Genomic DNA, 21060 nt, shown 5'->3' with positions numbered 1-21060 from the left:
GAGGGTCTGTTTTCTTTACTATTTTCCTTCCTTCAATCCTAGTCCTTTTAAATATCCATCATTTGTAGTACAATTTTTAAATTTACACTGTTCTAATAGATTGTTCAATGCAGTTTCAATTATAGCTCTATCAACGGATGCATATTTTCTTAAATCTGCAAAACTGTTTTTGGGCTGGTCAGCATATTTTATCACCAAATTATAATATTCAGGTATTGGAAAAGTAACTATCCCAGCTTTTGCATCCATCTTTTTATATGGCCAAAAATGCCAACTAATGTTATGCTTTTCCATTAAAGTTCTAAACTCTAAAATCCATTGATCTTTATTTTCGCCAGTTTCGCCTACATAAATTGGAACATTGTATTTGTCTCTAAAATCTAGGTAATCCTGAATAACATCTTGGGTGGTTGCAGTCCAGTACTTATGAAAAGTATAAACCAATTTGCTGTCAAAAGGTTGATTGAAAACCTTAAAATTAGAATCCCATTGTGCGCCTCCCAAAAATATCAAATGGTTTTTATCTACTTTTCTAATTTCACTCGTAATTGCTTTGTAAAGAGGCTCTAGATAAGGGTTTAGTTTTTTGGTATCGAAATAATGAGCAATTGGTTCATTTAATAAATCATAGCCAATTACTGTTGGTTCATTTTTATAATGGGCTGCAATTTTTTTCCAAATGGATACTGTTAATTGCTTACTCGTTTCATTCTCGAATAAAAAAGGATAACCATCGCTATCATCAATATTGTCTCCAGTTTGCCCGCCAGGTGCACAATGCATATCTAAAATAACTGGTAAATTTTCTTCCTTGCACCATTTAATCACTCTGTCTATTAATTCAAAGCCTCTATTAGGATTGTTTGAGCCTAAGTAGCTTTCTATTGTAAACATTTTATAATGAAATGGAATTCGAATAGAATTCATCCCTGTGCCCTTTAAATAATGTATATCTTCTTTAGTAACATAATTGTCTAAATACTTTTGCCAAAATGCTGCGGTTTTATCAGGACCAATTAACTCTGTAAAAACCTGATTGATTAACCTAGGTGAGCTAGCATCTTTAAATTTAAACATATATCCCTCCGGAATTAACCAGTTACCTAAATTTGTTCCAGTTAATACTATTGTTTTACCATTAGGTGCGATAATGTCCTTGCCTTTTACATCAAAAAACCTAATTGATTGTGCATTTAGCAATAAAGGAAATAAAAGCGCAAGTAGAAGATAGGAATGTTTCATTTTGGTTTGGTTTGAAATTCTAAGATAAACACATTTAATCAAATGCTTGGTCACAATTTTATGCATTCAAAATGAAATGTTTAGCCAATAAAAAAACCATTCCGGTTTTAAATGGAATGGTTCAATAGAATTAGAAATGAGTTAGTTTAGGTTTGGTTATTGGCCGAAAGCTTACTATCTCTTGTGTTTTTTTGTACGGTAATTGCTCCGAAGAGAGCGAGTAAAAAAGCAAAGGCATAAAAACCTTTTTCACTTGGCAAGAGTTCTGCATTCCATAGTCAATAATTAATAAAGTAATGGTTAAAATGGTAGAGAACCAGCTAATGCCATAATAAATTTCAGTTACCGGAATGCCTTCTAATTTATCTCTTACTGCTTTTTGTAAAGATATTACAGCAAAAAGGCCAAACATCAATACGGTAAAATAATATCCTTTTTCGTTAAGTTCCATATCAGAGCGCCAAAGCCCAATAATATAGCCAATCATGCCAATTCCTAATGCAATCCATGCGGCTGCTATGAATGCGTTTGATGGTTTATAAATCATCGTTTTAAAATTTGGTTAGTGATTTGTTAATTAATATTGAGATGCAACAACGATAAAAATGTTACTAAATAAAACAAAAGCAGCCTTATAGGTATTTAATTAACAGATTAATATAACTTAGTAAATGCAAACGTTATTAACTTCTTCTCAAATGCAAACCGTTGATGCTTATACAATTAAGCAACAATCAATTTCTTCTGTAAATTTAATGGAAAGTGCGGCAAAGGCATTTGTTAAGGCCTTTAAGAAAGAAGTTTTAGATAAAGATGCAAGAATTTCCATTTTATGCGGACAGGGGAATAATGGGGGTGATGGTTTGGCAATAGCTAGACTCTTAAATAAGGAAAAGTATAAAAATAGCACTGTGTTTTTAATCAATTTTTCTGCAAAACTGAGTGATGATTATACAAAAAATTTAAAGAGGTTATCAAAAGCCAAAATTCCAATTGTAGAAATTAAAGAACCTGGGGAGTTCAATGAAATAAAAGTTGATGTGGTTATTGATGCTATACTTGGATCTGGGTTAAATAAACCATTGTCTGGTAAGTATACAAGTTTGGCATCTATTATTAACGGATTAAAAAAGCAAGTTATCGCTGTAGATGTACCAACTGGCTTTAATGGAGATGATTTAATTCCAGAAAATTACAATGGCATAAAAGCGGATGTAGTAATCAGTTTTCAAAGGCCAAAAATTAATTTTTTCTTTCCAGAATCCGTTGTTGCTATGAATAGATTTAAAGTAGTAAATATTGGTTTGGATGAGAATTTTATTGAGAGACAACAAAGTAATTGGAAATTAACAACAAGAGCTGATGTACAGAAAATAATTAGACCTAGAGCAGGTTTTAGTCACAAAGGTACTTATGGCCATGCTTTAATTGTAGCAGGGAACAATACAACAATGGGCGCCGGATTATTGGCTGCTAGTGCTAGTTTGCATAGTGGATCAGGCTTAACTACAGTATGTTTACCACAAAGTGGATTAATAGCTTTAAATACAATGCTCCCTGAAGTAATGGCGTTGCCTAGAAATGAGCATTTGGCTATAGAGGCGTTTGAAAAATTTAATGCTATTGCAATTGGTCCAGGTTTGGGGTTTGATGAGGAGAATGAAGAATTACTGGAAAAACTAATTGACTTAAAAAAGCAATTTGTAATAGATGCAGATGGATTAACAATTTTAAGTAAACGAGAAGATTTGCTTGTAAAATTACCAGCTAAAACTATTTTAACCCCACACATGAAAGAGTTTGATCGCCTCTTTGGGAAACATGAAAGTTGGTGGCAAAGAGTAGCAACAGCGAGAGAAAAAGCACAGCAGTTAGACTTAATTATCATTCTTAAAAATCAATATACATTTATTTGTTTGCCAACTGGTGATGTTCATATAAACGCCACCGGTAATCCTGCAATGGCAAGTGGCGGAATGGGAGATGTTTTAACAGGGACGATCACAGCATTTCTTGCTCAATGCTATTCACCTGCTGATGCTGCAATTTTAGCAGTCTACCTACATGGAAAGGCTGGTGATGATTTGGCAAAGGAAAGTTTTACTGTTAACGCTTTACAGTTAGCGTTACAAATCCCGAAAACAATTAAAAAGCTTTTGAAATCATAATTACTGATTTTATAGTTCTGATAGGAGCGGAATCCTCTTGTGCTGTCATCCTAAGCTTTGTCCGAAGGAAGCACAAAAGATATAACAAGCAACAAGCTAACAAGCATAACAGCATCAATTTACTGCTTCAAAAAATATATTAAAAAAAAGATTTTTCCTTCGTCAGAAGGACAAGAGCTAGATAGCTACTTCACCCATTACTACCATTTTCTCCATTGTTGGGTTTACACTACCGCCTACTGGTTCAATAGTAACAGCAAAAGCTTGCGCCTTTTCGATTGTAACCATTTGTTGTACTGCTTCTTTAGCATTTTCGCCAAAAACACCTAGGCTTACTGGTTTCCCATTAACCAAAGCCCATAATTGATATTCGTGAGTTTTATCTGTTTTGGGCAATTCCATTGCAGAATGGTTAATTAAGATGCTTTTATTATTCTTATTCCAATAAACAAGCATTTTAGCTTTAGGCGAGTTGGCAACGCCAGCTAATTTTACAGTCATCCATTCATCAGTCTCTGTCATGGCAATTCTATTTTCCATTCCAGCTTTATCAAATTCTAATTTATTAACTGTTCTAGCAAATTGATCATTACTTGTACTTAATGATGCAATTTGTTCATTAGCTGTATTTAGTTGGGTATAAACTGAGAAAAGAGCAGCAGCACATATTGCTAACAAAGCAACACAAGCAACAAGAGCGAGACGAAGTGCTTTTATTTTGCTGTAATTTGCATCTTGATATAAAGGAATAATTCGAGGATCTGAAATTATTTCCTCACCGCTTATTTCTTTTAGAATTTTATCGCCCAATTTTGCAGAAGGTGTTATCGCATTCTCAAGTGCATAAGCCTCCATAGCAAGCTCAATAGCAGTAATTTCTGTCCTTACTTCTGGATGTTTTGCTGCCATAGCTTCAACTTCATCACACTCTGGAGCAGATAATTGCCCTAAAACGTAAAGTTCAAGTATGCCTGATTCGATATATGCTTTTACTTCTTCCACCTCAATTAAATTTTTTCCTTAACTCTAAAATGGCCATTCTAACACGAGTTTTAACAGTGCCTAAAGGTAAGTTTAGCTCTTCTGCTGTTTCAACGTGCGTATAGCCTTTAAAGTATACCATATCTAACACATCTTTAAAGTCGGGTTTAAGACCGGTAACAAGATCTTTTAAGCCTAAAACATCAGCATTAAAATTAATCTTTTTTTGTTCATCAATGAAATCTACGTTGTTTTCTATATCTTGGTTTTTATTTGCATTTTTAAAATCCTTAGATCGTAGCTTGTCTATAGATAAATTACGTGCAATATTCATCATCCAAGTAAATAAACGACCTTTTGATGAGTCGTAGCTACCTGCAGAATTCCAAATTTTTAAAAAAGTTTCTTGTAAAAGATCTTCGGCAACTTCAGTTTGAAGTATAATGCGTGAAATAACACCAAGCAAAGCTCCAGAATACATGTCATACAATGCTTTAATTGCTACAGTATCTTGTCTTTTAAGGGCGCTAACCAATTCTTCTTCAGATAGGGATATTTTTTTTGTTGGTGCCAAGGTTGCTAATATACATACTAAAACAAGTATAATGAAACTTTTGTTTTAGGATAAGCGTAGTTTAAAAATCAAATAAATGTTTTTCAGCGTGATACGAAGAACGTACCAAAGGGCCACTCTCTACATATCTTAAACCTTTTGCCAAACCTATTTCTTTATACTTCGCAAATTGGTCTGGATGTATCCAATCTATTACAGGGTGATGGTTTTTTGTGGGTTGTAAATATTGTCCTAAAGTTAAGATATGAACTCCATTAGCCACTAAGTCATCCATTGCTTCTAAAACATCTTCTTCAGTTTCACCTAGACCTAGCATAATGCCAGTTTTAGTTCTTAAACCAAATTCAGAAATCCTTTTTAATGCTTCTAAGCTTCTATCATATTTAGCTTGGATACGAACTTGTTTGGTTAAACGTCTTACTGTTTCCACATTATGGCTCATCACCTCTGGTCGTTCTTCTAAAACGCGGTATAAATTATCCCATTGGCCTTTAAAATCTGGAATTAAAGTTTCTAAAGTTGTTTGTGGACTTTCGCGTCTAATTGCCTGTAATGTTTCTGCCCAAATAATAGAACCGCCATCTTTTAAATCATCACGATCTACCGAAGTAATTACGCAGTGTTTAACGTTCATTAATTTTACTGAATTGGCAATTCTATTTGGTTCATCAGTATCAACTGCTAATGGCCTTCCTGTTGCAACCGCACAAAAAGAGCATGAACGTGTACAAATGTTTCCTAAAATCATGAAAGTCGCTGTGCCTGCACCCCAACATTCGCCCATATTAGGACAATTTCCACTTTCGCAAATGGTATGTAATTTATGGGTGTCTACCAGACTTCTCACTTGAGCGTACTCTTTACCAACGGGTAATTTAACTCTTAACCAGTCTGGTTTGCGGGGCTTGTCTGTAACAGCAGCTACTACAGGAAGTTCAATCATGTTACAAAGTTAAGCAATAGGATTGAAATGTTGTAATGCTGAAATGTTTGAACGTTGTAATGTTTTTGATTTAAGCAAAGTTGTGTTACAAAACTGAGTTTATGTGTTCATTTCAAAAACTAACTGCTGCTTGTTTTGAGTAAAGCCTATTTTTTTATAAAAATGATGACTTTCTGCCCTAATTACATTACACCTCACTTTTATTTTTTTAATATCTCTTGCATCAGCCCAGTCTTTTACGGCATTGATCAAATCTTTACCAATTCCCATTTTATAATATTCATGATCTACTACTAGGCCCGCAATTTCTAAAAATATACCAGACTCAATTCTAAGTGTCATAAAAGCATGAATCCAGCCAACAATTTGGCCCTCAATTTTAACCACAAATACGCAATCTGTGTTGCTTTTAACAATTTCACTAGTTCGGTTATAAACTTCATCCGCATCATTTTCATAACCTAGTTGAATGGAAAGTGCTGTAATTTGTTTTGCATCAGTTTTATTTATAGATAAAAGCTGAAAAATCATCCTGTTCATCCTCTAAATTTAGGAAATTGATTTGTAGAAATAATTTTATAAAATCATCAACTTCTTTACTTGCCTATTTTTCTTTGTTTTACTAATTAATTCAACAGTTTTTCTAATTTTGTGTCTTAAAATTATCATTGTGCTGAGTAATTTTGTATAAAAGCTATTTTTTTGCTTAAAAAAGTGGAGTAGAAATCCTTATTTTATATAAAAACACTAAATTTGCAAAGGTTTAATATTAGGATGTTTTCACTTCTCAAGGAAGTTATAGGGCATTAATTATGCTTTGAAAATGACTACGATTTATAGGTTTACTTTTTAGGGAAATGGCTAGGAAAAAAAAGACGGTTGTTGAAACCGACGCTGATGTGATTTTAATAGGTGCGGGCATTATGAGCGCTACGCTTGGTTTGATTTTAAAGGAGCTTGAACCAGATTTAAGTATTGAAATTTACGAACGTTTAGATATCGCCGCTGCAGAAAGCTCAGATGCTTGGAATAATGCTGGTACAGGACACTCTGCTTTTTGTGAATTAAATTATACACCACAAAAAAAAGATGGCGCTGTAGATATTAATAAAGCAGTACAAATTGCAGAATCATTTGAAGTTTCGAAACAATTTTGGGCCTACCTAGTTGAAAAAGAAATTCTTTCTGATCCAAATCTATTTATCAAAAATATACCTCATTTAAGTTTTGTATGGGGCAAAAAAAATGTAGAATTTCTAAAGACAAGATTTAGCTCATTAACAAAATGCAATCTTTTCGAAGACATGGAGTATACGGAAGACCCAGATACAATTCGAAACTGGACTCCATTAGTGATGGAAGGAAGAGCTAAAAAAGACAAAGTTGCAGCTACCAAAATGGATTTAGGTACTGATGTAAACTTTGGTTCACTTACCCGAGAAATGTTTAGCTATTTAAGTAAGCAATCCAATGTAAACTTGCATTTTCATCATGAAATTCGTGAATTAGACAAATTGGAAACGGGTGAGTGGGAAGTGAAGGTTAAAAACCTAGAGACAGGTAAAAAAAATAGACGCATTGCTAAATTTGTATTCATTGGCGCAGGTGGTGGCTCTTTACCCTTGCTAGAAAAATCAGACATTCCAGAAGGCAAGGGTTTTGGTGGTTTTCCAGTTAGTGGGCAATGGCTAAAATGTACAAATGAAGAGGTAATTTCTCGCCACCATGCAAAAGTATATGGTAAAGCTGCAGTTGGTGCACCACCAATGTCTGTGCCGCACTTAGATACCCGCATTATCAATGGTAAACAAGCATTGCTATTTGGTCCTTATGCTGGCTTTTCTACTAAATTCTTGAAAAATGGTTCATTCTTGGATTTACCATTATCGATTAAGTTCAATAACATCCGCCCAATGGTTTCTGCAGGGCTAAAAAATATTGATTTAACAAAATATCTAATTGAACAAATCCGTCAATCTCCAGAAGATAGGTTTGAGGCGTTAAAAGAATACCTGCCAAATGCAGAATTTAAGGATTGGGAATTAGAATATGCTGGTCAAAGGGTGCAAGTAATTAAAAAGAAAGCTAGTGGTGGTGGTATTTTAGAGTTCGGAACAGAGGTAGTTAGTGCTGCTGATGGTTCTATAGCTGCTTTACTTGGTGCTTCTCCAGGTGCCTCAACGGCAGTTTCTATTATGCTCGATTTGCTTGACAGATGTTTTAAAACAAAATTGCAAACTGCAGAATGGCAAACAAAAATTAGAACAATGATCCCTACTTATGGAGAAAATTTAGCCAATAATGATGAACTATGTAAAGAAACTAGACGCCATACTACTAGTGTGCTAAAATTAAATAGTTTGGTAGAAAGTTAGGCCTCTAAAAAGCCTTATGCTAATTTTATTTGCTCTTTTGATATGCCTTCAAAAGAGCTTCGCTGTTTATTTCAGTATTTATTACTCGATAAACCCCTTAATCATACTCGTAGCTTTCCGCTACAGGTAATGGTGGCTATTTCTAAAAGGAATGAATAATTAAGCAGAAATAGATTCTGCAATTTCTTCTGCAGATATATCGCTATGCGAAGAATCTAAAATGCATTCACCGTCTTTAATTAACAATACTTGCGGAGATTCGTGATGTACTTGAAATGTTTCGGCTATATAAGCAGAAATATCTCTATGGCTAATTAAATCTAAAAAATATAATGGTGTATTTTCTGGAATTACTTCCCAATCTAATTCGAAGTTTCTTTTAGTCATTAAACTGATAGAACAACGAGTGCTGTGTTTAAAAATAACACTATAACCACTAGCGTTTTTAATAGTGTCAACCTGTTCAAGGTTATTGATATTAATCCATTGCATTTTATCTTCTTCTTTTTCCCTCAGGGTAAGAGCTATAAGCAGGGCAAAGGCGAGAAGAGCACGATTCTAATACTGCGATAGCGCAGAACATAAATAATAAAAGAATAGCTACTTTTTTCATCGTTTTGTTTTTGATTAAAGCTCTAAAGTACAAATTTTTACTAATAACAAGTAGGGTTATTAAATTGTTGCAGAAAAATGAACCATTTTTAAAGCAGTAATTGCAGCTTCATCTCCTTTATTGCCATGTTTTCCACCTGCCCTATCAATTGCTTGTTGTTCATCATTGGTTGTTAAAACACCAAAAATAACAGGTTTGCTATATTTAATGCCAACATTAGTAATTCCATTGGCTACTGCTTCACATATAAAATCAAAATGTTTAGTATCTCCCTGAATTACGCAGCCCAAGCAAATTACAGCATCAACAGCAGGTTTTTTATTTAAAATTAGCTCTGCTGCACCAGGCAATTCAAAACTTCCAGGTACAGGGAAAGAACTAATGTTTTCTTCTTTAACGCCATACTTAATTAAAGTATCATAAGCACCTTGATAAAGTGCGCCAGTAATTTTTGCATTCCACTCTGCAACTGCAATAGCAATTTTGTAATCTGCACCATTTGGTATAGTAGTGTGCGAAAAATCTGATAGGTTTTTTAGATGTGAAGCCATGATGCAAAAGTAAACTTTATGTTTAAATAATGGAGTAGGTTTTTGTCGTAATTTCGTCATTGCGAGCTGCTGTTCTTGCTAGCAATGGCGGTAATGATAATCCAAAAAAAAGACCCTGCGTTAACAGAGCCTTTCAAATCCTACTAAAAGGAAATTATTTAACTTGAGCTTGCACTCTAGCGATATATTCATCAATCATTGCAGCTTCTTGGCTATCAGGATATTGAGTTTTTAATGTAGTATAAGCTTCTTCTGCAGCTTTAAAGTCTTTTAAGTTTTCGTTAACTAAACCTAATTTTTTAAGGAACATTGGAGAAGTAAATTTGTTACTAGCTTTATCTGCTGCTTTTTTGTAATAAGTAGCAGCTTGCTTGTAATCTTTTAGTTCGCTATAAGCATCGCCTAACAAACCTAAAGCTAACGGATCAGCAACTGGGCTTCCTGTAGCTGTATATTTACCTAAAGCTTCTGTAGCTTTTTTGTATTCGCCTTTGCGTAAATAAATACCACCTAAATACAAGTTAGCTAAATTAGCAGATTTTGTATTTTCATATTCTTCAGCAATTTTTTCAAGACCAGGATAGCCACCTTCACCGTTAATAGCTTTATTAGCTAAAGAATCTACGCCTACAAATTGCTCTGCTTTATACATTGCTGCAGCAGCATCATTACTGCGGCTTGGTAGGTATGAGTAGAAATAATAAACTGCTATAGCTGCTAATGCAAGTATAGCTACGCCTATAAATAACAAGCTCTTACCATTCTCTTCTAAAAAACCACCTTTTCTAACTGGTTGCGTTATTGTTTTATCTGTTGTAGACATTTATTTAATCTATTTGTTTTTAAATACTCTTCAATTGATAGATTGAGCTCTACGTATTAAAATAGTTGTATTTTTTTATTATTGCTATTTTAATACGGTCGGTTTAAAAATTGAGATTGCAAAAATACATTTTTCATTCAAAGTATCAACCCCTTTTTAACTATTTAATTAAACTTTAGTCGATTAGCATTGGTAAAAACGGTTAACTTTGTTGTATAAACTATGTGGTTAAAAAATATTACTCTCCTTAACTTTAAAAACTACTCATCTGCCGAGCTTCGTTTTGCTAAAACCGTGAATGCTTTTGTTGGCAATAATGGTGCTGGGAAGACCAATTTGCTAGATGCAATCCATTATTTGTGCCTTTGTAAAAGCTATTTTAATCCAATAGATAGTCAGCAAATTAAAACCAATGAAGATCTTTTTTTAATACAGGGTGATTTTGATCGCAAAGAAAAAAACGAAAAAATAACTTGTGGATTAAAACGAAATCAGAAAAAGCAGTTTAAAAGAAATAAAAAGGAATATGATAAATTAGCCAATCACATCGGACTTTTTCCGTTAGTAATGATTTCTCCTTATGATGTTAACCTGATTATGGATGGAAGTGAAGAGCGCCGTAGGTTTGTTGATAATGTTATTTCTCAAACCGACTCTAATTATTTAGATGAACTTATAGTTTACAATAAACATTTGTTAAATCGTAATTCACTATTAAAGCAAGTAGCAATTACCAGAAAGCTTGATGTTACGTTGTTGCAAATATTAGATGAACAGCTGATTTTTTCTGGAAACAAGATTTTTGAGAAACGTAAACAGTTCTTATTAGATTTTATTCCCTTATTTAATAAACATTATAGTTATATAACTGATGATGCAGAACAAGTTTCTTTAAGTTATCAATCACAATTAAATGAACAGTCTTTTGAAGACTTGCTAACCCAATCAATAGAAAAGGATAGAATTTTAGAAAGAACAACAACTGGTATTCATAAAGATGAATTGTTATTTGCCATTGGCGATATGCCTTTGAAAAAATTTGGTTCACAAGGACAACAAAAATCATTTTTAATTGCACTAAAACTGGCGCAGTATAGTTATTTGCAAAAATTCAGAGATTTTAAGCCACTGTTATTATTGGATGATATCTTTGATAAACTAGATGATTTACGAGTGCGCAAATTAATGGAAATGGTGTCTCATCACGATTTTGGGCAAATTTTTATTACTGATACAGGAAAAGAAAGAGTGCTATCTGTTTTTAATGAGATAAAAGTTGATGTAACTTTGTTTGAAGTAGATAATGGAATAATTAAACATGCGTAAGCCCAACGATATCACCCTAAAAGATGCCATTACAAAGATGCTTTCTGTGTATCGTTTGCGTGGCAAATATGATGAGACAGGGGTTGTAGCGCATTGGCCAGAGTTAATGGGTACTGCTGTAGCTAATAGAACAACTCAAATCTATGTAAGTCAGGGAAAGTTATTTGTTCGAATAGAATCGTCTGTAATTAAAAATGAACTATTGATGGTTAGAACGGGTATCATTCAAAAACTGAATGAACGAGCAGGTTCAGCTGTAATTACAGACATTGTATTTTTATAAAAGCCCTCTTTTAAAGGGCTTTTATTTAACCCTTGCCGCCAAACACTTTAGATACTAGCCAAATAATTAGCGCTAAAATAATAACAACTACAATTACGCCAACCCAAACGCCAGCTTTAAAAATTCCTTCAACCAATTCGCAACTGGTTAAAGTTGTACATAACAAGGCAATTGCTGCCAGAGGGATATATCTTCTCATCGTAATTTCGGTTTAATTTTTACTTAAACACGTCAAATCACGAATAGTTTTAATTTGGTATTGATAAAAAATAATCCACAAAAAAAAAGTTCATCTTTTGAATGAACTTTCTATTTGAATTGTAATGTAATTATTGGCCTACTTTAATCAGTTCTACTTCGAAAATTAAAGTACTAAAAGGCGGTATTGCGCCACCTGGAGCTTCTCTTGATCCGTAGCCTAAATTATATGGCACAAAAAAACGGTATTTAGATCCTTCTTGCATTAATTGTAAACCTTCTGTCCAGGCAGCAATAACTTGATTTAAGCCGAAAGTTGCAGGTGTACCTCTCTTGTAAGAGCTGTCAAATTCATAACCATCAAGTAAAGTGCCCTTATAATTTACAGTTACTTGGTCTGCTGCAGATTTGGGTTGAGCACCTGTTCCTTGTGTAATCACTTCATATTGCAATCCACTAGCTGTGGTTTTAACACCTGCTTTAGTTTTATTTGCAGCTAAAAAATCAGCACCAGCTTTAACATTTGGTGCATATTTTTTCATGTCTTCACTTTCTCTCTGTTTGCTAAAACTCATAAAAAGGTTATTCACTGCTTCTTGGCATTTCTCTTGAGATAACAATGGATTAGCTTTAGCAAAAATGTCTTTTAGTCCTTTGTTAAATAACTCATAGTTAAGCGTACTCATTCCTCCAGATTTAAAACTACTTGCCACATTAACCCCTAATGCATAGCTTGCAGAGTCAAGCGTGGTTCTAAATAGAGGCGCTTTGTTAGGCACTACTTTAGATACGTTTTTTACAGTACTTGTAGGTTTTTTAGCTACTGTATTGGTTTTAGTAATCTTTTGAGCATTTACACTATAACTTAACATTGAAATTATAGCTAAAACAAATATTTTTTTCATTTATAGGATATGTTTTGATGGTGATAAATCTAACATGATTTTTTAATTCATTGTATAATTAGTAGATCATGATGGTTGAGCATAGATTTAAGGTCGGAATATACAAAATTAAATACTCCTGTAAAAAGAACGTCACCTTGTAATTAAAAAAGGTGACGTTTAATCTCTACGAATATTTACTTAGAAACGCTCATCTGCTTTGAAGAAGAAATCGCCTTCAATTTGAGCATTCTCATCAGAATCAGAACCGTGAACTGCATTAGCATCAATAGATTTTGCATATTTCTGACGGATAGTTCCTTCAGCAGCTTCTGCAGGGTTAGTAGCACCAATTAAATTTCTAAAATCTTCAATTGCATTTTCTTTTTCTAAAATAGCAGCTACGATAGGTCCTGAAGACATAAAGCTCACTAAATCATTATAGAAAGGACGTGCATTGTGCACTTCATAAAACTTTCCAGCTGTTTCTTCTGTTAGTTTTGTGTATTTTAATGCGATGATTTTAAAACCAGCGTTTGTAATGTCATTTATGATTGCGCCAATATGCCCGTTTGCAACTGCATCTGGCTTAATCATGGTAAATGTTCTATTTGTACTCATTTGTGTTTTAATTGATTTTTTTTGCAAAAATACAATACTTTAACTTAATATTAAAGCTAATCCAATAAAAGCTATCTATTATACCTAAAATTATTAGCTTTGCAGGCGAAAATTATGATATCAATTTCAGAATTAAAAACATTACTGGCAACGCCACAAAAGATTGTAATTACTACACATCATAAACCAGATGGTGATGCGATGGGCTCATCTTTAGGTTTATATGCGTTTTTAATTCAAAAAGGGCATCATGTTACAGTAATAACACCAACAGATTATCCAGATTTTTTACATTGGCTACCTAACAATAGCGAGGTTGTTATTTATACAGAAGCACAAGAGAAATCTATAGCACTAGTTAATGAAGCTAATTTAATTTTTTGCTGTGATTTTAATACGTTAAATAGGATTAACGAATTAGGAGAGCATATTAGAAATGCATCGGGCTTAAAGTTAATGATCGATCATCATTTGGAACCTGAAGATTTTGATGATTATCGCCATTGGAACATTAATGCATGTGCTGCAGCTCAATTGGTGTACGATTTTATCAAAAATGAACTTAATGAAGAAGCGCTGATCAACAAAGATGTAGCCTCTTGTTTATATACTGGAATTATGACTGACTCAGGCTCATTCCGGTTTCCTTCCGCAACATCTTCAGTATATCGCATTGCAGCAGATTTAATAGATTTAGGGGCAGAGCATTGGAGAATACACCAATTAGTGTACGATAATGCATCAGAAAATCGCCTACGTTTTCTTGGTCATTGCTTATCAAACAAACTTGATATTTTAAGAGATTTTAATACTGCAATAATTACGGTTACTGCTGATGAGTTAAAACAATATGATATTGCAACAGGAGATACAGAAGGTATTGTAAATTATGCTTTATCTATTAACGGAATAAAATTAGCTGCCTTTATTATAGAAAGAACTGATAAAGTTAAATTATCTTTGCGCTCCACAGGCGATTTCCCTGCTAATGAGATATGTAAGAAGTATTTTAATGGGGGTGGACATAGAAATGCTGCAGGTGGTGCATCAGATAAGAATTTAGCAGATACAGTAACAGAATTTAAATCAATTTTACCAGAGTATAAAACTCAATTATTACAATAAAAATAAAACGGAGACTTCGTTCTCAATCAATCAAAAAAAATAGAAAATGAAAAAAAGTTTAGTAATTCTTTTAGCTGCAACATTAGGTTTAGCAGCTTGCAACAGAGAGAAAAAAGGAGCTGGAGGTTTGTTGTATACGATCCACAATTCTGAAGAAAAAGAAAAGATTAAAGAAGGCGATATTGTTAAAATGAACTTCGTTCAGAAAAACGATAAAGATTCTGTTTTTTATAGCTCATATGAAAATGAAGTACCACAGGTTTTTCAAGCACAGAAAAAAATGTATGCTGGAGATAACCAGGATGCTTTAACATTGCTTGGAGAAGGCGATAGCGCTACCTTCAAAATCAACTTGGATACAATGGCTCATTATACTAAACAACCTAAAAATGAGATGTTTAAAAACGACAAATACATCACGTTTGTTGTTAAGATAGAGAAAGTATTTAAAAAGAATGCTGGTGAAGCCGATTCGGCCTTCCAAAAAAGAGCAAGTGAATTTTTCCAAGCAGATTTTAAAGCCACTATGGATAAAATTAAAAACGCTGAAGATGGTAAGCTTAAAAAGTATGTTGAAGATAAAGGTCTTAAAACTACAGTTGCCGCAAGTGGATTACATTATGTGATTAAAACTCCAGGTTCTGCACAAAGACCAGTTTTAGGTGATACCGTAGAGATTAACTATACAGGTAGTGCAACTAAAAAAGATAAAGACGGAAAATACACTGTTTTTGATACAAGCGATCAGAAAACTGCAAAAGAAAGTGGTTTAGATAAAAAACAAATGGGTAGAACTTACGGCCCTACTAAAATGGTATATGGTCAAACAGTACCAGGTTTTACAGAAGCATTATCGCTTATTGGTCCTGGAGGTAAAGTTACTGTTGTTATGCCTTCTAAATTAGGTTATGGAGAACAAGGTAACCCTCAGGCAGGTATTACCCCTTATGCGCCAATTGCTTTTGATATCGAAATTGTTAAAATTATTAAAGGTAAGCCAGCTGCAACACCTGCACCAACAATGCCGGTAACTGCAAAACCATAATTAAATAAATTAAGTTATTAAACCCTGTTCTTAACTGAACAGGGTTTTTTTGTGAGTTATAATTTTAAACAGCTAAGAATTAAAAATACCTTTGTATATGCTTTTAACAGATACCCATACTCATCTTTATTATGAAGCTGATTTAGATAAACAAGCCTTATTAATGGATCGCTGTTTTGCATTAGATGTAAAAAGGCTTTTTTTGCCAAATGTAGATGTGAAATCTATTGCAATGATTGATGATTTGGTAGCTAAATATCCTGATAACTGTTTTGCAATGGCTGGCTTGCACCCTTGTGATGTAAAAGATGATTATGAAAGCCAATTATCAATTATTTATAACAGCATAGCTGATAGAAGGATTTATGCCATAGGTGAAATCGGGATAGATTTATATTGGGATAAAACTACATTAGCAATCCAACAAGATGCGTTTAAAAAACAAATTGCTTGGGCAAAAAATCTAAATCTGCCAATTGTTATTCATTGTCGTGAAGCATTTGACGAAGTTTTCGAAGTTTTAGATTCTGAAAAGGATGAGAAATTAAGAGGGATATTCCATTGTTTTACTGGAGATTTAGCTCAAGCTAAAAGAGCCATAGACCTAAACTTCTACCTAGGGATAGGGGGAGTGGTGACTTACAAAAAAGCAGGGTTAGATTTGGTATTAGCAGACATTCCACTTAACCATATCGTTTTGGAGACAGATTCCCCTTATCTAGCGCCCGTTCCTTATCGTGGTAAGCCTAATGAAAGTAGTTACCTTATACACATCGCTCAAAAAGTTGCAGATATTTATAATGTGAGTTTGGATGAAGTGGCAGACGTAACTACAGAAAATTCAAAAAAGATATTCGGAGTTTAATTTAACCGCAAAGAGCGCTAAGTACGCAAAGCATTAATTACAAGAATAAAAAAATTGCTTAATAGTTAAATTAACTATTTGATATACAGTAGCTTATATTTTTGCCCTAAATTGCGGGATGAGAGAAGATGAATTATCAAGTGAAATAATCGGGTTAGCAATTAAAGTTCATACAGCATTGGGACCAGGGCTATTAGAAAGTGTCTACAGGGAATGTTTGTATTATAAGATTAATTAAAGTGGCTTTAAGGTTGAGAAGGAGAAGTCCTTGCCTGTGATTTTTGAAGGTGTAAAATTAGATTGAGGCTTTCGCATAGACATTTTAGTTGAAAATAAATTGCTCATAGAACTAAAAAGTGTAGCATCTTTAAATGAAGTTCATTTGGCTCAGACCTTAACGTATCTTAAATTAGGTGATTATAGACTTGGCCTACTTATAAATTTTAACGTATACAGGCTAAAAGATGGTTTAAAAAGAGTAGTTAATAACCTGTGAGTAATTGATTTTCTAACTTTGCGCTCTTAGCGTTCTTTGCGGTTAATCGTTATTATTTCGCTGTGGTAAAAATAGCTATCTTTGAGGCGTATGACCAAAATTCTTATCATCTATACTGGCGGTACCATTGGGATGGTTAATGATGCTAAAACAGGCACTTTAATTCCATTTGATTTTGAACAAATTCAAGATAATGTACCAGAATTAGCCAGATTAGATTATCAACTTTCAGTTCACTCTTTTGATCCAATTCTAGATTCATCAAATATGAACCCAGAAGTGTGGGCAGAACTTGCGGAACTCATTAAAGAAAAGTATGATGTATTTGATGGCTTTGTGATTTTACATGGATCAGATACAATGTCATTCACAGCTGCGGCACTAAGTTTTATGTTGCAAAATTTAGCAAAGCCAGTTGTTTTAACAGGTTCTCAATTGCCTATAGGAGAGATTAGAACAGATGCTAAGGAAAATTTAATCACAGCGTTAGAAATTGCCGCAACCAAAAAAGATGGAAGGGCAATGGTTCCAGAAGTATGCGTTTATTTTGATTATCAGTTGTTTAGAGGAAACCGTTCCATTAAATACAATTCAGAAAAATTTGAAGCATTTGCATCTCCAAATTATCCAATCTTAGCAGAAGCTGGTGTAAATTTAGATTTTTATCCAAACTATATTTTACCAACCCCAACCCAGCCTTTTCAAATTCATACTTCATTCAATTCAAATATTGGGGTATTAAAAATGTATCCAGGCATAACCGAAAATGCAGTAAGAGCTATAACAGAATCTGATGCTGAAGCCATTATTTTAGAGGCATTTGGGTCAGGAAACACAACAACTGCACCTTGGTTTATTACTTGTTTAAAAGAAGCCGTTGCTGCAAACAAAATCATATTAGATATTTCTCAGTGTAAAGGTGGCTCAGTTCAATTAGGGTTATACGAAACAAGTAGAAAATTGCAGAAAATGGGTATTTTAAGTGGCTCCGATTTAACTTTTGAAGCAGCCGTTACAAAGTTAATGTATCTTTTAGGGCAGGGTTTAAGTACGGCGGAGGTAAAGAGGTTGTTAGAGGTTTCTATTGCTGGGGAGTTGACTAATTAGTTCATTTGTTCAATAGTTCATTAAGGAGAAAAATACTTCTCAATACACTCTTCTCGTATCTCACTTAAGTAAAATTGCTGTAATTATGATGAAAATCATTCTGCTTATAAATTTATAACCCTATTTTTGTTTTTGATTTGAGTGATGTCTCACATCACAAATCTCAATACTCATATCTCAGCAAATGAAAATAGAGCAAATATATACTGGATGTTTAGCCGAGGCGGCTTATTATATTGAGAGCAATGGCGAAGCTGCTATTATTGACCCTTTACGCGAAATAGATCCTTATTTAAAAAAAGCGGCCCAAAACGGAGCAATCATTAAATATATTTTCGAAACTCATTTTCATGCTGATTTTGTTTCTGGTCATGTTGATTTAGCCGAAAAATCTGGTGCAACTATTGTTTACGGACCAACAGCAACAACAAATTTTAAATCTCATATTGCTAAAGATGGCGAGCAATTTAAAATAGGCGATTTAACTATTACAACTTTACATACACCTGGTCACACGCTAGAATCTACTACCTATTTATTAACTGATGCAAATGGAAAAGATTATTGTATTTTCTCGGGTGATACGCTTTTTATAGGCGATGTTGGTAGACCCGATTTAGCACAAAAGGGAGAGTTAACAATGGATGATTTAGCAGGTATGCTTTATGATTCGTTAACTATAAAAATTAAGCCTTTGGCAGACGATGTAATTGTTTATCCTGCCCATGGTGCAGGTTCTGCTTGCGGTAAAAGTATGAGCAAAGAAACCTTTGATACTTTAGGTCATCAAAAAGAGGTTAATTATGCTTTAAAAGCGAGTTCGAAAGAACAATTCATTAAAGAAGTAACAGACGGAATTTTGCCTCCACCACAATATTTTGCTAAAAATGCAGCAATGAATAAAGGTGGTTACGAAAGTATTGATGAGGTTTTTGAAAAAGGACTGGTAGCATTACCTCCTAAAGAGTTTGAGTCTGTTGCCAATTTAACGGGTGCTTTAATATTAGATACAAGAGATCCTCAAGTTTTTGCAAAAGCATTTATTCCTAATTCAATAAATATTGGCTTAAACGGTCAATTTGCACCTTGGGTTGGTGCGCTAATAACTGATTTGAAACAAGAATTATTATTGGTAACAGAAGATGGCAAGGCTGAAGAAGCTATAACTAGATTAGCAAGGGTTGGATATGATAACACCATTGGATATTTAGATGGTGGAATTGCTGCTTGGCAAAATGCAGGAAAAGAAATTGATGAAATTAAATCTATCTCTGCAGCAGAATTTGAAGCAGTTTTAAATACAAATAAAAACATCAATGCATTAGATGTTCGTAAACCCGGTGAGTATGAGTCAGAACATTTAGAAGCTACTTTAACTCGCCCACTAGACTATATTAATGATTGGACTAGTGAAGTTCATCCTGATGAGACTTATTACATCCACTGTGCAGGTGGTTACCGCTCTATGATTGCTGCTTCTATTTTAAAAGCTCGTGGCATAGAAAACGTGATTGATATTGCGGGTGGTTACGGTGCTATTAAGGAAACTAACTTAAAGCGAACTGATTTTTCTTGCCCAAGCAAAGCAATGGAAGGTTAAGGTAACAACTCTGCTAATTTCTTTTTGAGTTCTTCACCTCTTAGGTTTTTGGCTATAATTATTCCCTTCTCATCAATAAGATAGTTTGTGGGAAATGCATTGATGCCATAAATCAAAGCCGCTTCATTTTTATCACCTTTTAAGTCGCTTACATTTTCCCAAGGTAAATTATCATCCTTAATTGCTTTTAGCCATTGTTCCTTTTTCTCATCGGCTGCTACTCCTAAAATCTCGAAGCCCTTGTTTTTATATGCATTGTAAGTTTTAACCAAATTCGGGTTTTCTTCTCTACATGGACCGCACCACGAACCCCAAAACTCTAATAGAATATATTTTGCCTTAATAGCTGATAGTTTAATCTTTTTACCAGTAGCATTAGCCTGTTCAAAATCAACGAATTTTCCTCCAATTTTTATTTCCTTGTTGAGCATTATAAAATCGCTTATAGTTTTTCCATAAGTTGTATTCTTCATATCTGAGCTCAAGTTATTGTAAAGTTCAGCAGATTTTTCTTTCCCCCAATTAGAGGCGTAAACACTTAATATATATGCACTTATTAAGGAATTTGGATTTTCCTTAACATCGTTTATATCAAATTCCCTCTCTGCATTTTTTGCGGTATTTAGTTTTTCTTTCAATTCTTGTTTAGCTGCAATGTCTTTTTCTTTAGCAAGAAGCTGAATTAAACTGTCTTGTAGTTTTCTGTTTGGTTCTTTAAGCTTATTACGAAGATCAGCTTGTAGTTGTGTTTTAGAACCAGTAATAATAGCTTTTTTAAACTCTCCATTCTTTAACTGCAAATGAGTGTTTTGCTCTGCCCAAAAAAATACATAGTTTTCATATTTAGCAGTATAAACAGCTAGTTGGCTAACTTTTTCGTTTGTCTTTCCAACTAAATTAAATTTGCCGTTCTTCACTTTTGTTGAATCTAAAGTTTTTTCTGGAGAGGAAGTCCTGAGGTACAACCAAGTTCCATCAGCAAGCCCTGTGGTTGTACCAGTAATGTTAAAGGTTTGCGCTATAGCCGAAACTGAGGAAATTAATAGCATCAATAAAATGCTTAAGTTTTTTAGGTTTTTCATCATTTTAAAATTTATGTCCAAAAGTAATTGATGGAAATGGTTTCTTTTTTCTAATTAGATTAAAGCCCTAGTTAATTCGACAAATAACCATAATTGGTTTTAGTCTAAAAAATTATGGTTTTAGTCGAAAAATTGTTTTGTGAAAATAGGCTTGCATA

The 21060-nt window shown here is 33.7% G+C and carries 22 protein-coding genes and 1 pseudogene; 10 read left to right on the top strand and 13 right to left on the bottom strand.

All coding sequences use genetic code 11. The features are described 5' to 3' along the window. Positions 1-18: 18 nt before the first annotated feature. Together FA048_RS00325 and FA048_RS20160 are read right to left on the bottom strand one after the other, a co-directional pair. A complete protein-coding gene (locus FA048_RS00325) occupies positions 19-1242 on the bottom strand; it encodes a glycoside hydrolase family 5 protein (RefSeq protein WP_136838011.1) in 1224 nt (407 codons plus the stop codon). Between the two features lie 130 nt (positions 1243-1372). Beyond that, on the bottom strand, positions 1373-1789 hold the full coding sequence (locus FA048_RS20160) for a YiaA/YiaB family inner membrane protein (protein ID WP_449421246.1): 417 nt from the start codon (positions 1787-1789) through the stop codon (positions 1373-1375). 124 nt (positions 1790-1913) lie between these two features. On the opposite strand from FA048_RS20160, the gene FA048_RS00315 reads away from it, so the two are divergent. Then, positions 1914-3410: an NAD(P)H-hydrate dehydratase gene (locus FA048_RS00315; RefSeq protein ID WP_136838010.1), complete on the top strand. Its 1497-nt coding sequence runs from the start codon at positions 1914-1916 to the stop codon at positions 3408-3410. Positions 3411-3587: 177 nt separating this feature from the next. Here the strand turns inward: FA048_RS00315 and FA048_RS00310 are convergent, their stop codons facing one another. The 4 genes from FA048_RS00310 to FA048_RS00295 all read right to left on the bottom strand — a co-directional run bounded on the left by FA048_RS00310 (position 3588) and on the right by FA048_RS00295 (position 6448). Then, a complete protein-coding gene (locus FA048_RS00310; protein ID WP_136838009.1) occupies positions 3588-4412 on the bottom strand; it encodes an anti-sigma factor in 825 nt (274 codons plus the stop codon). Between the two features lies 1 nt (position 4413). Next, on the bottom strand, positions 4414-4965 hold the full coding sequence (locus FA048_RS00305; protein WP_136838008.1) for an RNA polymerase sigma factor: 552 nt from the start codon (positions 4963-4965) through the stop codon (positions 4414-4416). Positions 4966-5026: 61 nt separating this feature from the next. Then, complete coding sequence (gene lipA, locus FA048_RS00300) at positions 5027-5908, bottom strand: lipoyl synthase (RefSeq protein ID WP_136838007.1); 882 nt, start codon at positions 5906-5908, stop codon at positions 5027-5029. 99 nt (positions 5909-6007) lie between these two features. Beyond that, entirely contained in the window at positions 6008-6448 is a 441-nt protein-coding gene (locus tag FA048_RS00295; protein ID WP_136838006.1) for a GNAT family N-acetyltransferase, read from the bottom strand. A 296-nt stretch (positions 6449-6744) separates the two neighbouring features. Between FA048_RS00295 and FA048_RS00290 the strand changes: the two genes are divergently transcribed. Beyond that, a complete protein-coding gene (locus FA048_RS00290) occupies positions 6745-8283 on the top strand; it encodes a malate:quinone oxidoreductase (RefSeq protein ID WP_225872489.1) in 1539 nt (512 codons plus the stop codon). A 159-nt stretch (positions 8284-8442) separates the two neighbouring features. On the opposite strand, the gene ytxJ is transcribed toward FA048_RS00290, so the two are convergent. From ytxJ to FA048_RS00275, 3 genes are all read right to left on the bottom strand, one after another. Then, on the bottom strand, positions 8443-8775 hold the full coding sequence (gene ytxJ, locus FA048_RS00285; protein ID WP_136838004.1) for a bacillithiol system redox-active protein YtxJ: 333 nt from the start codon (positions 8773-8775) through the stop codon (positions 8443-8445). Positions 8776-8955: 180 nt separating this feature from the next. After that, positions 8956-9447, bottom strand: a complete 492-nt coding sequence (gene ribH / locus FA048_RS00280) for a 6,7-dimethyl-8-ribityllumazine synthase (protein WP_136838003.1) — start codon at positions 9445-9447, stop codon at positions 8956-8958. A gap of 154 nt (positions 9448-9601) precedes the next feature. Further along, a complete protein-coding gene (locus FA048_RS00275; RefSeq protein ID WP_136838002.1) occupies positions 9602-10270 on the bottom strand; it encodes a tetratricopeptide repeat protein in 669 nt (222 codons plus the stop codon). A gap of 222 nt (positions 10271-10492) precedes the next feature. Between FA048_RS00275 and recF the strand changes: the two genes are divergently transcribed. Next, entirely contained in the window at positions 10493-11596 is a 1104-nt protein-coding gene (gene recF, locus FA048_RS00270; protein WP_136838001.1) for a DNA replication/repair protein RecF, read from the top strand. Next, complete coding sequence (locus tag FA048_RS00265) at positions 11589-11879, top strand: DUF721 domain-containing protein (RefSeq protein ID WP_136838000.1); 291 nt, start codon at positions 11589-11591, stop codon at positions 11877-11879. Before recF ends, FA048_RS00265 begins: the two co-directional genes overlap by 8 nt. Positions 11880-11904: 25 nt before the next feature. On the opposite strand, the gene FA048_RS19650 is transcribed toward FA048_RS00265, so the two are convergent. The 3 genes from FA048_RS19650 to FA048_RS00255 all read right to left on the bottom strand — a co-directional run bounded on the left by FA048_RS19650 (position 11905) and on the right by FA048_RS00255 (position 13582). Beyond that, entirely contained in the window at positions 11905-12078 is a 174-nt protein-coding gene (locus FA048_RS19650; protein ID WP_169306788.1) for a hypothetical protein, read from the bottom strand. 130 nt (positions 12079-12208) lie between these two features. Beyond that, the gene (locus FA048_RS00260) at positions 12209-12982 is read right to left on the bottom strand and encodes an FKBP-type peptidyl-prolyl cis-trans isomerase (RefSeq protein ID WP_136837999.1); all 774 of its coding nucleotides are present in this window, start codon (positions 12980-12982) and stop codon (positions 12209-12211) included. A 180-nt stretch (positions 12983-13162) separates the two neighbouring features. Further along, positions 13163-13582, bottom strand: coding sequence for a nucleoside-diphosphate kinase (locus FA048_RS00255; protein ID WP_136837998.1), 420 nt, complete (start codon positions 13580-13582; stop codon positions 13163-13165). 114 nt (positions 13583-13696) lie between these two features. Here FA048_RS00255 and FA048_RS00250 point away from each other — a divergent pair, with 114 nt between their 5' ends. From FA048_RS00250 to FA048_RS00225, 6 genes and pseudogenes are all read left to right on the top strand, one after another. Beyond that, on the top strand, positions 13697-14707 hold the full coding sequence (locus FA048_RS00250) for a DHH family phosphoesterase (protein ID WP_136837997.1): 1011 nt from the start codon (positions 13697-13699) through the stop codon (positions 14705-14707). Between the two features lie 46 nt (positions 14708-14753). Continuing rightward, complete coding sequence (locus FA048_RS00245) at positions 14754-15752, top strand: FKBP-type peptidyl-prolyl cis-trans isomerase (protein ID WP_136837996.1); 999 nt, start codon at positions 14754-14756, stop codon at positions 15750-15752. Positions 15753-15849: 97 nt separating this feature from the next. Continuing rightward, on the top strand, positions 15850-16617 hold the full coding sequence (locus tag FA048_RS00240; protein ID WP_205943403.1) for a TatD family hydrolase: 768 nt from the start codon (positions 15850-15852) through the stop codon (positions 16615-16617). A gap of 118 nt (positions 16618-16735) precedes the next feature. Further along, a pseudogene (locus FA048_RS00235) lies at positions 16736-17113 on the top strand (GxxExxY protein). Between the two features lie 90 nt (positions 17114-17203). Further along, complete coding sequence (locus tag FA048_RS00230; RefSeq protein ID WP_136837994.1) at positions 17204-18220, top strand: asparaginase; 1017 nt, start codon at positions 17204-17206, stop codon at positions 18218-18220. A gap of 184 nt (positions 18221-18404) precedes the next feature. Beyond that, positions 18405-19820 carry an MBL fold metallo-hydrolase gene (locus FA048_RS00225; protein ID WP_136837993.1) on the top strand — a complete coding sequence of 472 codons (1416 nt, stop codon included), beginning with the start codon at positions 18405-18407 and terminating at the stop codon, positions 19818-19820. Here FA048_RS00225 and FA048_RS00220 read toward each other — a convergent pair. Further along, positions 19817-20905, bottom strand: coding sequence for an AhpC/TSA family protein (locus tag FA048_RS00220; protein WP_205943402.1), 1089 nt, complete (start codon positions 20903-20905; stop codon positions 19817-19819). The genes FA048_RS00225 and FA048_RS00220 overlap by 4 nt on opposite strands. Between the last annotated feature and the right edge of the window lie 155 nt (positions 20906-21060).

The sequence above is a fragment of the Pedobacter polaris genome, assembly GCF_005116505.1.
GTDB lineage: Bacteria > Bacteroidota > Bacteroidia > Sphingobacteriales > Sphingobacteriaceae > Pedobacter > Pedobacter polaris.
The sequence above is the reverse complement of the archived record's forward strand: the minus strand, read 5'-3'. Positions and strand labels throughout refer to the sequence as shown.